Annotated in this window: 14 protein-coding genes; 10 read left to right on the top strand and 4 right to left on the bottom strand. The window is 63.3% G+C overall.

The window, feature by feature from the left end; all coding sequences use genetic code 11:
- The first annotated feature begins 111 nt into the window (after positions 1 to 111).
- On the top strand, positions 112 to 1179 hold the full coding sequence (locus SB772_RS10510) for a glycosyltransferase family 4 protein (RefSeq protein ID WP_410833190.1): 1068 nt from the start codon (positions 112 to 114) through the stop codon (positions 1177 to 1179).
- A gap of 231 nt (positions 1180 to 1410) precedes the next feature.
- Here the strand turns inward: SB772_RS10510 and SB772_RS10505 are convergent, their stop codons facing one another.
- The 3 genes from SB772_RS10505 to SB772_RS10495 form a co-directional block, all read right to left on the bottom strand.
- Positions 1411 to 1998 carry a YSC84-related protein gene (locus SB772_RS10505; RefSeq protein ID WP_410833189.1) on the bottom strand — a complete coding sequence of 196 codons (588 nt, stop codon included), beginning with the start codon at positions 1996 to 1998 and terminating at the stop codon, positions 1411 to 1413.
- A 378-nt stretch (positions 1999 to 2376) separates the two neighbouring features.
- Complete coding sequence (locus SB772_RS10500; protein WP_410833188.1) at positions 2377 to 2823, bottom strand: hypothetical protein; 447 nt, start codon at positions 2821 to 2823, stop codon at positions 2377 to 2379.
- A 226-nt stretch (positions 2824 to 3049) separates the two neighbouring features.
- Positions 3050 to 3349 (bottom strand): PsiF family protein, encoded by a 300-nt coding sequence (locus SB772_RS10495; protein ID WP_410833187.1) that lies wholly within the window; start codon positions 3347 to 3349, stop codon positions 3050 to 3052.
- A gap of 458 nt (positions 3350 to 3807) precedes the next feature.
- Here SB772_RS10495 and SB772_RS10490 point away from each other — a divergent pair, with 458 nt between their 5' ends.
- Both SB772_RS10490 and SB772_RS10485 read left to right on the top strand, forming a co-directional pair.
- Positions 3808 to 4104, top strand: a complete 297-nt coding sequence (locus SB772_RS10490) for a YciI-like protein (protein WP_341312180.1) — start codon at positions 3808 to 3810, stop codon at positions 4102 to 4104.
- 580 nt (positions 4105 to 4684) lie between these two features.
- On the top strand, positions 4685 to 5917 hold the full coding sequence (locus tag SB772_RS10485) for a transposase (RefSeq protein WP_410833186.1): 1233 nt from the start codon (positions 4685 to 4687) through the stop codon (positions 5915 to 5917).
- A gap of 119 nt (positions 5918 to 6036) precedes the next feature.
- On the opposite strand, the gene SB772_RS10480 is transcribed toward SB772_RS10485, so the two are convergent.
- Entirely contained in the window at positions 6037 to 7593 is a 1557-nt protein-coding gene (locus SB772_RS10480; protein ID WP_410833185.1) for a mannose-1-phosphate guanylyltransferase/mannose-6-phosphate isomerase, read from the bottom strand.
- 671 nt (positions 7594 to 8264) lie between these two features.
- Between SB772_RS10480 and SB772_RS10475 the strand changes: the two genes are divergently transcribed.
- From SB772_RS10475 to SB772_RS10445, 7 genes are all read left to right on the top strand, one after another.
- Positions 8265 to 9662 carry an undecaprenyl-phosphate glucose phosphotransferase gene (locus tag SB772_RS10475; RefSeq protein ID WP_410833184.1) on the top strand — a complete coding sequence of 466 codons (1398 nt, stop codon included), beginning with the start codon at positions 8265 to 8267 and terminating at the stop codon, positions 9660 to 9662.
- 75 nt (positions 9663 to 9737) lie between these two features.
- Positions 9738 to 11174, top strand: a complete 1437-nt coding sequence (locus tag SB772_RS10470; RefSeq protein WP_410833183.1) for a UDP-glucose dehydrogenase family protein — start codon at positions 9738 to 9740, stop codon at positions 11172 to 11174.
- 37 nt (positions 11175 to 11211) lie between these two features.
- A complete protein-coding gene (locus SB772_RS10465) occupies positions 11212 to 11667 on the top strand; it encodes a low molecular weight phosphotyrosine protein phosphatase (RefSeq protein WP_410833182.1) in 456 nt (151 codons plus the stop codon).
- Complete coding sequence (locus SB772_RS10460) at positions 11667 to 12884, top strand: polysaccharide biosynthesis/export family protein (protein WP_410833181.1); 1218 nt, start codon at positions 11667 to 11669, stop codon at positions 12882 to 12884. The genes SB772_RS10465 and SB772_RS10460 overlap by 1 nt, the downstream gene beginning before the upstream one ends.
- A 122-nt stretch (positions 12885 to 13006) precedes the next feature.
- Entirely contained in the window at positions 13007 to 15202 is a 2196-nt protein-coding gene (locus SB772_RS10455) for a polysaccharide biosynthesis tyrosine autokinase (RefSeq protein WP_410833378.1), read from the top strand.
- A gap of 75 nt (positions 15203 to 15277) precedes the next feature.
- Positions 15278 to 16201, top strand: a complete 924-nt coding sequence (locus SB772_RS10450; RefSeq protein WP_410833180.1) for a glycosyltransferase family 2 protein — start codon at positions 15278 to 15280, stop codon at positions 16199 to 16201.
- 124 nt (positions 16202 to 16325) lie between these two features.
- Positions 16326 to 17495 (top strand): glycosyltransferase, encoded by a 1170-nt coding sequence (locus tag SB772_RS10445; protein ID WP_410833179.1) that lies wholly within the window; start codon positions 16326 to 16328, stop codon positions 17493 to 17495.
- Positions 17496 to 17497: the final 2 nt, after the last annotated feature.

Genomic DNA, 17497 nt, shown 5'->3' with positions numbered 1-17497 from the left:
TGCGTCGATCGCGGTACCGGCGCAGCCATACCCAGCGTCGCCAAGGTGCCCGTCATGCGCACCGCTGCAGGCCGAAAGGCGGCTAAAGCCGCCAGTTCACGGAGACAAAAAATGAAGATTGCGCAGATCGCCCCCTTGACCGAATCGGTGCCGCCGAAGCTATACGGCGGCACGGAGCGCGTCGTATCGTACATCACCGAGGCGCTGGTCGATCTCGGCCATGACGTGACGCTGTTCGCGAGCGGCGACTCCGTCACCAGCGCGAAGCTCGAACCGGTGTGGCCGCGCGCGCTGCGTCTGGACCCGGGCATTCGCGACCGCATCGCGCCCCATATGCTGTTGATGGAATTGGTGCGCCGTCAGGCCGAAGATTTCGACGTGCTGCATTTCCACCTCGATTACTACTCGTTTTCGGTCTTCAAGCGCCAGGACACGCCGTTCGTCACGACGATGCACGGCCGCCTCGATTTGCCCGAGCAGCAACCGGTGTTCGACACCTTCAACACCGCGCCGGTGATCTCGATTTCTAACGCGCAGCGTCATCCGTTGCCGCAGGCCAGGTGGCTTACCACCGTCTATCACGGCTTGCCGGAGCACCTCTACACGCCGCAACCGGTCGAGCAGAAATACCTCGCGTTTCTCGGCCGGATCTCGCCGGAAAAGCGTGTCGACACGGCGATCCGGATTGCCGGCCGCTGCGGGATGCAGATTCGCATTGCCGCGAAAGTCGATGCCGCCGACCATGAGTACTTCGAACGCGACATCCGGCCTTTGCTGGACCTGCCGTACGTCGAGTACATCGGCGAAATCGCGGATAACCAGAAGGCGGAATTCCTGTCCGGCGCGCATGCGCTGCTATTCCCGATCGACTGGCCGGAGCCGTTCGGTCTGGTGATGATCGAGGCGATGGCGTGCGGCACGCCGGTGATCGCGTTCAATCGCGGCTCGGTGCCCGAAGTGCTGGACGACGGCGTGACGGGCTTCATCGTCGAGGACGAGATCGGCGCGGTGGCGGCGGTGAATCGGCTGCATAAGGTGCCGCGGACGGGCGTTCGGCAACGCTTCGAGGAACGCTTTACGTCGCACCGGATGGCGCAGCAGTACGTGGACGCGTATCAATCGGTGATTCGCGCGCAAAAACGCTCGCGCTTCAAGGTGATCGATACGTCGGGGAGCTGACTTGCGTTCTTGCGTTGAGTCGCGTCGAATTGTATTGAGTCGAGGCGGCGGTAGCGTAAAAAAGAACGGCGGTGCAGCACGCATCGCCGTTTTTTATTGCCGTTGTGCGCATCAGGCACGCAACCCCGTGTCTGCCTGATGAAACGCGGACTGCGCCCAACCCCGGCCACCGCTGCGTGCGAAACCAGCGGATGGAACACAGACCCCAGACGCCGCGGACCGGCAGCGCGCTTAAATCTTCAGGCGCGATACCTTGGTGCCCTGGAGCGACACATCGGCCATCAGGCCGGCATTGGTCAGCACGAACACTTCGACCGGCGCTGTCGCCGTGGTCGAGTCGATCGCGCCGTTCGCGCCCATCTTCACCAGCGCGACGGATGCGTCGCCGCCTACCGCCCAGCCGTCCGAATTGCGGAATTTGTCGAGCGAGTCCTGCGTCATGAACAGGAAGACGATGGCCTTCGACTGCGCACCGGCCTGCAGACCGAGCGAACCGGAAACCGTGCTGTAGTAGCCGACCGTGCCGCCGCCCACGCGCAGCGCGCCTTCGCCATACTGGCCGCCGACGATGAAGCCTGCTTGCAGCACCGACGGGAACACCAGCACGCCGCGCGCTTTCGACACGAGTTCGCGCGAACCCGTCACCGTGGTGAACAGCCGGGACATGGTGCCGTCGACGCTGGCATCGATCGACTTGCGTTTGGATACGTCAGTGGAGGATGTGTCATGGCTACTCCCGCTCGTCGTGCAACCGGTGAGTGCAAGGCCTCCGAGAGCGAGCGCAGCGGTGGTCTTCAGCATGAAGTTTCGTCTTTGCATCGTTTTTCTCCATCATGGTTCCTGGGCGCAACCCCCGTACGTGTTGCCGGGTTGCCTTTCTGTTATATCACAGGCAAGCGTAAAGGGTATGCATGAGGGTGTCGCCAAAAGCCTTATGTGGCGGGGCTTTGCGCCGAATTGCAAGGCTCTGTGCTGTAAATTTGACCGACCGTAAGCGAGCGTTTAAATCCGCCTGGACAGCGCGTTCGCGTGGGGCGAGGCAGAAACCTGACCGCTATGAATCCGCACAACGAGACGGACGCTCCGGCCCCGCGAAACGCCCGTTTTTACCGATTTTTGCGCGGTACGATTTGCGCTGAAGCTGAATTGAAAGTGTTGCCCGGATGCCGCAACAGGCTTGCTTTTTCAGCCAGCCTGTCAGCCATTGTTCGCCGGACTTTTCACCGGTGGCCGCCGCAATGCCCGGCGGATGACGCCAATCACGGCGCCGATCAGGAACAGCGTGATGGCTGGCACGATCCAGTAGCCGACGAAGGCGTGCCAGAGGTAAGCGAAGAGGGTGGCGCGGCGCACGCTGTACTCGTTGCGGGCGTCCTGCTGGCGCGGCGCATTGGCGGCCAGCACGTCGGCCGGGCATCCCGCTGCCTGCGCTTCGTCGGGCTTGCCGTGGCAGCGCGCGGGCGCGCCGGTGGCGCGTTGTGCATCGGTGAAATTCCAGCTGGTCAGCGCGCGGTCGAGGTCGACGGTGTTATACGCCATTTCCTCCCTGATCTCGCTGACCGCGACGATCGCTACCGGCACTGCCCAGAATATGATGACGACCAGCCACCGCCTCAACCAGCGGTTTTTACGCTTCGATACCATCCTTGCCTCCGATCGATGCTCTGCGGCATCAACGACAAGATGGCGGCCCGTCTAATGTTGTGTGGGGGGTGGGCCGTCTCCGCAGCCATCATAGAAGAAAAACGGTGCGTTCGTGCGGATGGACTGCGCGGGGGCGGGACAGGAAGAAGGATGGGGGAGAAAGGCAGGGGCCGCGCCCAAAAAAGCGCGGCCCTGTTCAAGCGAGAAGTGGCGAAGCGCCTTGCGCTTAATTAGCCGGCGCGGACGACAGGCACGACTTCATGAACGCTTTGCGGTCGTCGCCTTTCTTGCCGGTGGCTTGCGTGTTGCACGCCTTCATCTTGTCCTGCTGGCTCATCGGCGCGGCGGCAGCGGCCGGCTTTGCCGACAGGCAGGTCTTCATGAAGGCCTTGCGGTCGTCGCCCTTCTTGTCGCCGGCCTGCTTGTTACAGTCGGCCATTTTCGTTTGCTGGCTGTTCTGTGCGAACGCCGGCGAAACGAGGACCGCGCCCAACACCAGCGTAGCGATGGCGGATCGGATCTTCATGTGACACTCCCTTCGGTGATGAACGTTTTTGATTGTCGTGCGCATGGGCGTCAATGGCATTCAGCGCCCATCGGCATGCACGTTATTGCAATTGCTGTCTGCCAGAACGGACAAAAGCGCATTCCGGTTGACAAGCCGTGACGCTGGTTTTCCCTATAAGGCCTTCTGTGCCCCGTGGGCCGGGCCGCCCACGGCGCGCGAACGGATGGATCGCAGCAGTGTCAAATCATGCTATGCATTCCAGATTAATTGACCGGGCGAATTCAAACGGACCACACCGCTGTCATTCACGATGAATGCGGAAAGATTTAGCAATGCAATCCGCATTGTGCGTGCGAACAATTGAATAAGAAATACGCAGAAAATCCCGCCGTCGATCCCGGCGTAATATTGACCCGAATTCTGTGTGTGGAAGGGGCTGCCGTCCCGTCTGTCACGCACGCCAAGGAGGCTTCGCCATGCACTACCTGTTGATGTACGACCTCGTATCCGACTACCTCGAACGTCGCGGCGCGTATCGCGATGAACATCTCAAGCATGCATGGGCGGCGGTCGAACGCGGCGAATTGCAACTTGCCGGCGCGCTGACTGAACCGGTCGACACCGCCGTGCTGCTCTTCGAAGGCGACTCGCCCGCTGCCGCCAAAGCCTTTGCCGAGGCCGATCCGTATGTGCTTGCGGGGCTCGTGACGCGCTGGCGCGTGCGGCCATGGACGACCGTAGTGGGTACGCACGCGTCGCAACCGGTGCGCTAGAAGCCATGCCGCGAGCATCTTTCGCGCAACCTGAACCCTGATGCGAACGCACCCATGAGCGCTGCCGTTCGCTCGTCCCATCGCATCACGCCGGTCGGGTGGCAGCATCGTCGGCGCGCTGCCCGCGTGAACTGCATCGTCCGCCGGAAATCGTTGCAGGTGCCTCAAATGAGTCACCCCGCATTTCTCCAATTTCGTAAAGCCTATTTGCGGCTAATTTTTTGCCGTTTCGCCGCCCGATAACCTATTTCGCCGCCGGAACCAACCGCCTTTCTGTTACGGCAATTCGAGAAATGACGCAGCAAAAAGGACAAGATTGTTTCTATCCGTAACACTTGTCTCGATGATATTCACGCAAACCCTGGTGATGGTATGCTTCGTGCACAAATTCTCCCATGCACGAGTGAGACCACGTTTTGTGCTTCGCAATAGGGATAAACCGCACTAAGCCAGTGCGGCGGTGACCGACAGACAGAACGTACAAAACAAATTTGTGCAACCGCGGGCTGTACACGGATCGTGAAAGTTGAATCCGTGGCAGTCCAAAGCCGCGGCCCGGCCAGGCTGCGTGGAGAACTCCATGTTTTTCGATGAGCTAAGCAATGAAGAATGGGCGCTGCTGGCAGCGCTTGTCTCCGATGAGCCGGCCGTCCGTCTAAATCGACGCGGCAGGCCGCGCGCCGAACCGCGCATCGTGGCGAATGCCGTCCTGTGGATTCTGACAACTGGCGAACCCTGGTCGAAGCTGCCGGGCCGCTATCCGTCGGGTCCCACCTGCCGGCGCCGTTTTGAAGAATGGCAATTGAACGGCACGCTTCTCGAGATGGTTCGGCTCTTATCCCAAACCGGGCGCACCTTCGCGTACGTCCCGCAACCGGCGCCGCCCGTCGCGGCCAAACCTGCAGCACCGGTAGCAGAACCCCTCAGCGCGCGCGACGACAACCTGCGCGGCGTGTCCTGGAAGAGCCCCGAGTCGTGGCAGGCGCCCGGCAGCATGTCGAGTAGCCTGAGCAACTGGCGTTCGGCCGACCCGATCGCCGACATCACGCGCCAGTTGGCCGGCGTGGGGTATGCGCCAGCGGCGCCGTCCGTCCCGGCGGTGCCTGCCGGGCTGTCCAGCATGGCTGAAGCGGACGCGGTGGAAGTGGCAATGGGCGATTTGACCTCTGCCGTTACAGCCGGGGGCCGCCCGTATCCGTTCGAAGATCAGCGCAGTTCGCTGTCGATGAGCCTCGCGCCACGCGGCACGCAGGTCGCCGACCGGCGCGGCTATCTGATCTATGTGGTGGCGGAGCGGGTGCCCAACGCCATGTATCGCGCATGGGCGGAGATCATGAAGGACGGCAAACGCGTCGAGCGTTCCGGTCTGGTCGGTCCGCGCTTTGCGGATGCGCAGGCAGCTGAGCAATACGCGCTCGACTGGGCGCGGCAGTGGATCGACCGTGAATGCCGCACGCTGGCGGCTGCGGGCACTGTGCCGGCCGTCAATGCCGCTGCACCGGTTGCGCGTCCGCAAGCGGCACCTCCGCTACCGGCACCTCCGCAAGCGGCACCTCCGCTACCGGCACCTCCGCAAGCGGCACCTCCGCAAGCGGCACCTCCGCAACCAACACGTACGTTGCCGGCAATGCGCCACGTGCCGGAGCCGGTCACGGTGAATCACGGCGGGCCTTTACATGGTCCTATCGGTGGTTTCCGCGGTCCGTTACGCCGCTATCCCAGCGAACCCGCTGCGCCAGCTACGCCCGCTACAGAAAGCAGCGCATCAGATCGTTTTCCAGCGTTGACAGAACTCATCTCCCACGCGGGATGAGCGCGACGGCTAGCACAACAGCAGCACCCCGCGGCCGGTAGGAGCAACCGCCGCAGGATCCCGCTTCATCCATTGTGAATTACCGGTGTGGCTTTATAGACGGCCTTCATTGACGGTTGTCATTGACGTCCATAAGTGTCGTCGAAGCGCACGATGTCGTCTTCGCCGAGATACGAACCGGACTGCACCTCGATCATTTCGAGCGGCATCTTGCCCGGGTTCTCGAGACGGTGGGTGACGCCCAGCGGAATATAAGCAGACTCGTTTTCGGAGACGATAAAGCGCTCTTCACCCCGCGTGACGAGTGCAGTGCCGCGCACGACGATCCAATGTTCCGCGCGGTGATGATGCATTTGCAGCGAGAGCCGCGCACCCGGTTTCACGACGATGCGTTTGACCTGGAAGCGCTCGCCGGTGTCGACGGAGTCGTAGTTGCCCCACGGCCGGTGCACCTTGCGATGGTTGGCCGCTTCCAGGCCGCCATCGTTGCGAATCCGACCGACGATCTTCTTGACGTCCTGCACGCGTGATTTGTCGGCCACCAGAATCGCGTCCGCCGTTTCGACCACTACCAGATCCTGGGTGCCCACGCAGGCAATCAGGCGTCCTTCCGAATGCGCGAAGGTCGAGCTCGAACCCTCGAACATCACGCGGCCACGGCCGACGTTCTGATCGGCGTCTTTGTCCGAGATATCCCAGATCGCGTCCCACGAACCCACATCCGACCAGCCCGCCTGCAGCGGCACGACCACGCCGGAGGCAGCGGTCTGATCGTTGCCCAGCTGTTCCATCACCGCGTAGTCGATCGAATTCGACGGCGAGGCGCTAAACGCGTCGCGTTGCAGACGGAAGAAGTCGCCGTCCGCTTTGCCGCCCGCGAACGCGGCTTCGCAGGCCTCGAAAATCGCCGGCTGGAAGTGGCGGATAGCCTTTAGCCAGGTCGACGCGCGCATGATGAAAATGCCGCTGTTCCACCAGTATTCCAGCGATTCGATGTAGCGCTGCGCCAGTTCCAGATGCGGCTTCTCGACGAAGCGGTCGAGCCGGTGAGCGCCGGGCCTGCCGGCGGTGTTCCCGGACGTTTCGTCAGGCATGCCAGGCTGTGTAGCGAGCGCCGCGCCGATACGGATATAGCCGTAACCGGTTTCCGCGCGCGTCGGCACGATGCCCATCGTCACGATATGACCGGCCGCTGCATGCTGCACGCCGGCGGCCACCGCCGCATGAAAACCGTCGATGTCGGTTACCGCATGATCGGCGGGCATCACGACCATGATGCCGTCCTCGTCCTGCGCGGCGATCGACAGCGCGGCCACCGTGAGCGCCGGCGCGGTGTCGCGGCCGGCGGGTTCGAGAATCAGCCGGCTCGGCTTGCCGCTCGTGCGCAACTGCTCTGCGGTCGTGAAGCGATGCTCTTCGTTGGCCACCACGACGAGTTGCTCGGATAGAAGATGACCGGCTTCGAGCCCATCGAGACGGCGCGTCGTGGATTGCAGCAGCGAATCTTCGCCCAGCAAACCAATCAGCTGTTTCGGGTATTGCTCGCGCGACATCGGCCACAGGCGCGTGCCGGAGCCGCCCGCGAGAATCACGGGATGGACCTTGAGCTTGACGTTCAGGGACATAGCTTGGGTGGACCGGGTGTCGGCGGGGGGCGCCGTGACCGGAGCTGTCATGATGGACTCCTCGAGGCTGGGTGAATGCGTCGAGTTTTATCACGAAGTAAAGAATCAATAAAAGCGCGTTAAATAGAAACTATATAAATCACCTAATAAAATTCATCTTTCCGTGACGCAAAAATGTCTGTTTAATTTTTAAAAAAAGAAAAAATACACGAAAAAAATCACGGCCAATTTTTTTACGCGAGCGGATGCCGCAGAATAGCGGCGAAGGGGGCGCGTAAGCTTCGTAGGCAAACAGGAAAGAACGGCGAGCGCGGCTCCCTGCAAGGCGCTCAAACCATCTCTAAAAACGCAAAAACCGGTAACAATTGCCGAACAAATTCCGAAAAAATATCGAAACTTTGACCGATACAATTTGAGATTTTTTGCTGACTTGCAGTTCGAATTTTAATACCGCTTTATCTATACCTGTACAAGGGTATTCACTCACTCCGACACGCGTTTTCCGGCTCGGCCACCTGATTGGCAACTTTGGTTTTTTTAGAGCGGACAACGGCTGGGCAATAGCACAGGCCAATGAGTTTCGCGTCGCGCATTCAGTTGCACGGCGCGAATATCGGCGTTGTGCGTCCAGTCCGCCGGGCTGATGGGTGATGTGCATAACCGGGTACCGGAGTTCAACCAACTGACGGATGGCACTTGACTGACGAACTGAGGTGCAGCGCATGCTGAGCGTTCTATCGAGAATCATCGACATTGCGATGGTCGCCTTTGGCGCCTGGATCGCGACGGCCGTGCACAGCGGGAAATTTGTGTGGCTGGACGACATGCAAAGCATTTCGCTCGCATTCGACTGTCTGCTGGTGGTGGTGTTTTTCCCCGCGCTCGGCATCTATCAGTCGTGGCGCGGCAAGCCGCTCTACGACCTGCTGTGCCGCGTGGCCGGCGGCTGGCTGATGGTGGAAGTGACCGGCATTCTGATCAGCTTCAGCCTGCATCGCTCGGACCTGCTGTCGCGCTTGTGGCTCGTCTACTGGGCGGTGGCCGCCATCGTGCTCCTGATCGTCAACAAGGTGATCGTCTATTCGATCCTGAAGGGACTGCGCCGCGAGGGTTTCAATCAGCGCGCGGTGGCGATCGTCGGTGGCGCGCCGTACGGCCGCTTTCTGATCGAGCAGATGCGCAGCCGTCCGGAAGCGGGCTTCAGCCCGGTCGTCGTGTTCGATGAAGACGGCACGATCAATCCCTACGAGGACCCGGACGCCTCGGACGCGATCGAAGGCGTGCCGGTCGAGCGCGACTACGCCCGGATGATCCAGCTGGTGCGTCAGCGGGCGATTCGCGAACTGTGGCTGGCGCTGCCGATCTCGAAGGAAAAGGCGATTCACCGCTTCGTGATGGATTTGCGCAACGACTTCGTGAACATCCGTTTCATTCCGGATGTGCGCAGCCTGACGCTCTTCAATCAGCCGATGGTCGATCTGCTCGGCGTGCCCGCGATCAACCTGGCCGCCTCGCCGATCACCGATCTGCGCGTGCTGCCCAAGCGCGTCTTCGACCGCCTGTTCGCGCTCGCCGCGTTGACCGCGCTGGCGCCGGTGATGCTGGCGATCGCGGTGATGGTGAAGCTGAGCTCGCCCGGCCCGGTGTTCTTTCGCCAGAAGAGGAAGGGCATCGACGGCAACCAGTTCGAGATCTACAAGTTCCGCTCGATGAAAGTCCACAAGGAAGAGTCCGGCAAGATCACTCAGGCCACGCGTCGCGACCCGCGCATCACCGCGGTCGGCGCGTTCCTGCGGCGCACCAGCCTCGACGAATTGCCGCAATTCATCAACGTGCTGCGCGGCGAGATGTCGGTGGTCGGCCCGCGTCCGCATGCACTCGAACACGACGACATCTACAAGGATCTGGTGAAGGGCTACATGCACCGTTACCGGATCAAACCGGGCATCACCGGATGGGCGCAGATCAACGGCTATCGCGGCGAAACCGACCGCATCGAAAAGATGATGGGCCGCGTCAAGCTCGATCTGTACTACATGCAGCACTGGACCTTCTGGCTCGACATCAAGATCGTCGTGCTGACGCTGTGGAAGGGCTTTGTGGGCAGTAACGCTTATTGAGCGCATATCGAGCAGCGGGGACGCAACGCAGCGCGTGCCCGCTCTCCCGAATCAACTCACAATCCGAGGTAATACATGAACCTGACGATCATCGGTAGTGGCTACGTAGGCCTCGTGACGGGCGCATGTCTGGCCGACATTGGCCACGACGTGTTCTGTCTCGACGTCGATCAGCGCAAGATCGACGTGCTCAACAACGGCGGCGTGCCGATCCATGAACCGGGTCTGCAGGAGATCATCGCGCGCAATCGCCGTGCAGGCCGCCTGAAGTTCTCGACCGACATCGAAGCCGCGGTCGCGCACGGCGATATCCAGTTCATCGCCGTGGGCACGCCGTCCGACGAAGACGGTTCCGCCGACCTGCAATACGTGCTGGCCGCCGCGCGCAACATCGGCCGCCATATGACGGGCTTCAAGGTGATCGTCGACAAATCGACGGTGCCGGTCGGCACGGCATCGCGCGTGCGCGACGTGATCGCCGGGGAACTGGCCGCGCGCAACGCGCAGCATATGTTCTCGGTGGTGTCGAACCCGGAGTTCCTGAAAGAGGGCGCGGCCGTCGAAGACTTCACGCGGCCTGACCGCATCGTGCTCGGCTGCGATGAAGACGTGCCGGGCGAGAAGGCGCGCGAATTGATGAAGCGCCTGTACGCGCCGTTCAACCGCAACCGCGAACGCACGCTGTACATGGACGTGCGCTCGGCCGAATTCACCAAGTACGCGGCCAACGCGATGCTCGCCACGCGCATTTCGTACATGAACGAGCTCGCCAATCTCGCCGACCGCGTCGGCGCGGACATCGAAGCGGTGCGCCGCGGCATCGGCTCCGATCCGCGTATCGGCTACGACTTTCTGTACGCCGGTTGCGGCTACGGCGGCTCGTGCTTTCCGAAGGACGTGCAGGCGCTGATTCGCACCGCGGCCGACCACAAGGCGAACCTGCGCATTCTCGAAGCGGTGGAAGCCGTCAACGATACGCAGAAAAAGATCCTCGCGCACAAGATCGTGGCGCGTCTGGGTGAAGACCTGTCGGATCGCACGTTCGGCGTATGGGGTCTCGCATTCAAGCCGAATACCGACGACATGCGCGAAGCGCCGAGCCGTCCGCTGATCGCGGAACTGCTGCGCCGTGGCGCGCGCGTGAAGGCCTACGACCCGGTGGCGATCGACGAATCGAAGCGCGTGTTCGCGCTCGATCTGAAGGACGTGCCGCAGCAGCATGCGCGCCTGTCGTTCGTGAAGGAAGAAATGGACGCGGCCGAGGGCGCCGACGCGCTGGTGATCCTCACCGAATGGAAGGTCTTCAAGAGCCCGGACTTCGATTCGCTCAAGGACATCCTGAAGACGCCGCTGATTTTCGACGGCCGCAATCTGTATGAACCGGACGCGCTACTCGAACTCGGTATCGAGTATCACGCGATCGGCCGTCAGCACGCGCTGCGCAGCGCACCGGCACGGGTCGGCGCGAACGGCCTGCCGGCGACCGCCGAGACGGCTGCCGCTGGAAGCTAGGTCGCTGAACCACCGAGCCACGTTAGGGAGCCCGCCTATGTTCGCCAACGTTCTGATCGTCTGTCACGCCAACGTGTGCCGTTCGCCTGCCGCCGAAATGCTGTTCAAGGCACGGCAGCGCGCGGCCTCGCGGACGTCCTCGGCACCGATCGCGTTTCATTCGGCGGGTATCCGTGCCGTGGCGGGTCACAGCATGGATCCGGTGATGCGGCGTCTGCTCGACGAGCAGGGCGTCGCCGCCGGCATCCATTACTCGCGGCGTCTCGACCGGCATCTCGTGCGCTGCGCCGATCTGGTGCTGGTCAGCGAGCGCGCGCAGGTGAGCGAAGTCGAAGCGCTCGATCCGGCCTCGCGCGGCAAGGTTTATCCGCTCGGCAAGTGGGAACACGATTCCGATGTCGCCGATCCGCATGGCGGCGCGGAAGCCGCTTATCGAGAGAGTCTCGTGCTCATCGAACATCTGGTCATGGGATGGCTGAAAAAAATATGCTGATGAAGAAACTCACTGCAAACCTCAAAGCGAACTCACGGGCGAATCTCCGCGCGAAATTCGCCGCCACTTTTTTGCTGACGTCCTTTCTGTCGGCTTGCGCTACGGCGCCGGGGAATTACCTCGACACGTCCCGTCTGAAAGACGACGGGCAGCATCAGAACCAACCCGCGGAGACCTATCCGGTCCATCTGATCGACGGGTCCCTCGTGGCCGCGCAGGCGCAAGCCGCCACCACGCCGCAGCCGCTGCCGACCTCGTCTATCAGCGACCCGTCGCAGTACGTGTACCGGCTCTCGCCGCAGGACATTCTCGGCATCACCGTGTGGGACCACCCTGAATTGACCACGCCGCAGGGCAGCACGCTGTCGGCGGGCGGCAACACCACGCAGTCGGTCGGCGGTGCGTTGCAGCAGCCGTACACGGCCGCGTTGCCGGGCCAGGCCGATCCGTACGGGCAGACGGTTGCCGCCGACGGCACGATCTATTTCCCGTTCGTCGGGCGGATCCGGGCTGCGGGCAAGACGGTCGGCGAGTTGCGCGATCAATTGGCCGCCGGCCTCGTGCGCTATATCCGCAACCCGCAGGTCGACGTACGCGTGCTCTCGTATCGCGGCCAGAAAATCCAGGTAACCGGCGAAGTGAAGACGCCGGGCCCGCTCGCCGTCAGCGACGTGCCGCTCACGCTGGTCGACGCAATCACCCGCTCGGGCGGCACGACCGGCGAAGCCGACATCCAGCGTGTGCGTCTGACCCGCAACAAGAAGCTCTACGTGCTCGACGCCAACCGCATGCTCGATAGCGGCGACACCACGCAGGACGTGATGCTGCAAGGCGGCGACGTGATCAACATACCGGATCGCAGCGCCAGCCGCGTGTTCGTGATGGGCGAAGTGAAGACGCCGATGCAGATGCCGATGCTCAAGGGGCGTCTGTCGATCGCCGATGCGCTGACGCAAGCGGGCGGCATTCTCGATACCGACGCCAATCCGCGCCAGATCTACGTGATGCGCGGCATGCGCGAGAAGCCGACCACGCCGGACGTCTACCGCCTCGACATGACGCAGCCGGACGCGATCATGCTGTCGACGCAGTTCCAGTTGCAGCCGATGGACGTCGTGTATGTCAGCACCGCCGCGTCGACCACGTTCAACCGTGTGTTGCAGCAGATCCTGCCGAGCGTACAGACGATGTTCTACCTGAGGCAGCTGACGCGCTAACAGTCTGCGCCGTCGACTGGCCCGCGCCGCTCTCACAGGGCGCGGGACCGAAGCAAACGCCAAGGCTAACGCCGAAGCAACCGATACGGGATCGAATCGTGAGCAATCAAATTTCTCCACACATGGCTGCGCCGGCCAGGACCGAAGAAGAGGACGTCGTCCTCGGCCAGCTGGTGCAGGTGATCCTCGACGACATCTGGTGGCTGATCGCCATCGCCGCGGCGATCTTCGCGATCGCCTGCGCGTACTGCTTCCTCGCCAAGCCGATCTATTCGGCCGACGCGCACGTGCGCGTGGAGCAGTCCGACAACACGTCGCAGGCGCTCACGCAGACGCAAACCGGCGCGGCGATCACCACCGGCTCGACCTCGCTGCCGACCGACGCCGAAATCGAAATCATCAAGAGCCGCGGCGTGGTCGGCCCGGTGGTACAGCAACTGAAGCTGAACTTCAGCGTCACGCCGAAGACCCTCCCGCTGCTCGGCAGCATCGCCGCGCGCATGGCGACGCCGGGCCAGCCGGCGCGGCCGTGGCTGGGTCTCTCGTCCTACGCGTGGGGCGGTGAGGAAGCCGACGTCGACTCGATCGACGTGGTGCCCGCGCTCGAAGGCGAAAAGATGACGATGAAGGTGCTGGACGACCAGCACTACGAACTGTACGCAAAGAACGGCGCGCTGCTGGTGCGCGGCCAGCTCGGCCAGCAGGCGCAGGGCGGCGGCGTGACGATCCTCGTCAACAAGCTGGTGGCCCGTCCGGGTGAGGAATTCACGGTGGTGCGCGCCAACGACCTCGACGCGATCAGCGCGTTCCAGTCGGCGATCACCGTGCAGGAACAGGGCAAGCAGACCGGCGTGATCCAGATCTCGCTGGAAGACAAGAGCCCGGAGCATGCCGCCGAAGTGGCCAATGCGCTCGCGCAGTCGTATGTGCGTGAACACGTGTCGAACAAGCAGGTCGACGCGAGCAAGATGCTCGACTTCCTCAAGAGCGAAGAGCCGCGTCTGAAGAGCGATCTCGAACGCGCCGAAGCCGCCTTGACCGCATATCAGCGCCAGTCCGGCTCGATCAACGCGAGCGACGAAGCCAAGGTGTACCTGGAAGGCAGCGTGCAGTACGAGCAGCAGATCGCCGGTTTGCGTCTGCAAATGGCGCAGCTGACCGAGCGTTACGGCGACGACCATCCGATGCTCAAGGCCGCGCGCCAACAGATGGCCGAACTGGAATCGCAGCGCGCCAAATACGCCGACCGCTTCCGCGACCTGCCGGCTACCGAAGTGAAGGCCGTGCAGCTGCAACGCGACGCGAAGGTGGCCGAAGACATTTATGTGCTGCTGCTCAACCGTGTGCAGGAGTTGTCGGTGCAGAAGGCCGGCACCGGCGGCAACGTGCATATTGTCGACGTCGCGCTGCGCCCGGGCGCGCCGGTCAAGCCGAAGAAGGCGCTGATCCTGTCGGCGGCGGTGATTCTCGGGCTGATCGCCGGCACCGGTTTCGTGTTCCTGCGCCGCAATATGTTCAAGGGCATCGACGACCCCGAGCACATCGAACGCGCGTTCCATCTGCCGGTGTTCGGTCTCGTGCCGCTCAGCGCGGAACAGGCGTTGCTCGAAAGCCGCTTCGAACGCGGCGGCGAACGCCTGCGTTCGGTGCTGGCCAATGCGCGGCCCAAGGACTTCACGGTCGAAAGCCTGCGCAGTCTGCGCACCTCGATGCAGTTCACGATGATGGACGCGAAGAACCGCATCGTCATGCTGACCGGCCCGATGGCCGGCGTCGGCAAGAGCTTTCTGACGGTCAATCTGGCAGTGCTGCTCGCGCATTCGGGCAAGCGCGTGCTGATGATCGACGGCGATCTGCGCCGCGGCGCGCTCGAGCGCTACGTGGGCGGCGTCCAGGAAAACGGCCTGTCGGAACTGCTGAGCGGACAGATCTCGCTCGAAGAGGCGATCCGCAGCACGAACATCGAGAACCTGAGCTTCATTTCGTGCGGCCGCCGGCCGCCGAATCCGTCGGAGCTGCTGATGTCGCCGCGTCTGCCGCAATACCTCGACGGCCTCGCCAAACGCTACGACGTGATCCTGATCGACACGCCGCCGGTGCTGGCCGTGACCGACGCGTCGATCATGGGCGCGTATGCCGGTTCGACCTTCTTCGTGATGCGCTCGGGCGTGCACAACGAAGGCGAGATCGCCGACGCGTTGAAGCGCCTGCGGGCGGCTGGCGTGCACGTGCAGGGCGGCATCTTCAACGGTATGCCGGCCCGCTCGCGCGGCTACGACCGCAGCTATGCGGCGGTCCAGGAATACCTGAGCACCTGAAGCGGCGCGAGAGCGATCCCTTTGCTCCGCATTCATTGCAACTGCGCAGCGCAACGACGAAAAAAGGACATCACGATGAAAGTGACGGTACTGGTTCCGACTTTCCGCCGCCCGGCCGATCTCGCGCGCTGCCTTGCGGCGCTGCAACGGCAGTCGCGCGCGCCGGACGAGGTCGTGGTGGTCGCGCGCGCCGACGACGAGGCGACCCACGCGTGCCTGCGCGATCCGGCGGTGCCGGGTACGCTGCCGCTTTCGGTGGCGCTGGTCGACGTGCCCGGCCAGGTCGCGGCCTTGAACCGCGGGCTCGACGCGGCCAGCGGCGACGTGATCGCGATCACCGACGACGACGCCGCGCCGCACCTCGACTGGGTCGAACGGATCGCGGCTGCGTTCGGGAGCGATGCGCGGCTGGGCGCGCTCGGCGGGCGCGACTGGGTGCACGAAAAAGGCCGCGTGCTGGACGGCGAGCGGCCGCTGGTCGGCAAGGTCACCGCGCACGGCAAGATCATCGGCAATCATCACCTCGGGGTGGGCGGCGCGCGCGAAGTCGACATCCTGAAGGGCGCCAATATGAGCTACCGCAGCGATGCGGTCCGCACGATCCGTTTCGACGCGCGCCTGCGCGGCGCGGGCGCGCAAGTCCACAACGACATGGCCTTCAGCCTGAGCGTGAAGAACGCCGGCTGGAAGCTGATGTACGACCCGCGCGTGGCGGTCGATCATTTCCCGGCCGAACGTTTCGACGACGACCGGCGCGACGCGCAAACCATGGCGGCCTTGCGCAATGCCGCCTTCAACTTCCATCTGATCCTGCGCGACCAACTGCCGCCGCTGCGCCGCGAAACCGCGTGGTGGTGGTGGACGCTGGTCGGCACGCGCGTCTATCCGGGGCTCACGCACGCCGCGCTCGCGCTGCTCTCGAAGCAGGCGGGCCTGAAGCTGTCGCGCTGGCGAGCGGTGCGTACCGGCGCGCATGAGGCGCGGCGCGCGCTGTCCTGATCTTCGTGACTGATCGCCTGACCCAGCGCGTGACCCATCGCGCGATCTGTACGTTCGTGCATCGGCGCCTGCCTCGCTTCATGGCCGCCGGTGCTCCTTTCCACCGGCAGAGCGGAGTGTCTGCATGAGTACGAAAGTTCACGTTCATCTGTTTTACGGCGCCGACCCGCGCTTTTATCGACCCGGCGACAACATCGGTTGTCTGTATGGTTATCACCACGCCGAATCCGACGCGTTCGCGCTGACCTATTCGCAGGATGCGCGCGAAAGCAAGCCGGTGCGGCTGCTGCGCCGCGCGCTGAAGGCGGCGCTCGGTTTCGATTTCATCCACACGTGGCGCAACCGCGCCGAGATGCTGCGCTCGGACGTGATCTGGACGCATACCGAGCAGGAACACCTGTCGGCCGCGCTGATGCTGCTGCTGAGCGGCCGCGAGGCGGGCGCCGACGGCGGACCGTTGTTGCTCGCGCAAAGCGTGTGGCTGCTCGATAAATGGCCCGGCTACGGGATGCTGCGCAGCTGGCTATATCGCAAGCTGCTTGCCCGTGCCGATCAGCTGACCACGCTCGCCAGCGAAAACGCCGAGCTGTGCCGGCGCTATTTCAACCGCGACGCCAGGCATGTCTACTACGGCCTGAATACCCAGGACTTCCCGGTGCAGGCGCCGGCCGAATGGACGCCGCACACGCCGCTTCGCATCGCCGCGATCGGCAACGATCGCGACCGCGATTGGGACACCCTCATCAAGGCGTTCGGCAACCACGCCCGTTACACCGTGAAGCTGGCGACACGCCGCCGGATTCCCGCGTCGCTGCGCGCGGCCAACGTCGAAATCGCGTTGTTCGCGGGCATCAAAAAGCAGCGCGAACTCTACGACTGGGCCGACGTGATCGTCGTGCCGCTGCGGCCGAATTCGCACGCCTCCGGCATCACCGTGATGCTCGAAGCGGCTGCGCTCGGCAAGCCGATGGTGGTCACCCAGGTCGGCACGTTAGAGGACTATTTCCCCGCGGGCGAAGCAGCTTATGTGCCGCCATTCGACCCGCAGGCGCTGCGCGACGCGGTGGACCAGCTTGTTGCGTCGCCTGCGGATGCGTTGCATCAGGCGCAGGCGGCGGCGGCCGGTTTGCTGTCGCGCGATCTGACGACGCAGCACTACGCGATGCAGCACGTGCGCATCACCCAGGAGATGCTGCGCGCCCGAAGCGCGGCGCGCGCCCCGGCGGCGGGACAAGGGCAAGGGCAAGGACAAGGGCAGCGTCCCAGCCCGCGCGAATCACGCGGAGGCCTCTAAAC

The sequence above is a fragment of the Paraburkholderia sp. SIMBA_030 genome, assembly GCF_046535245.1.
Classification (GTDB): domain Bacteria; phylum Pseudomonadota; class Gammaproteobacteria; order Burkholderiales; family Burkholderiaceae; genus Paraburkholderia.
Note: the sequence above shows the minus strand (reverse complement) of the source record. Positions and strands in the feature narration are given on the sequence as shown.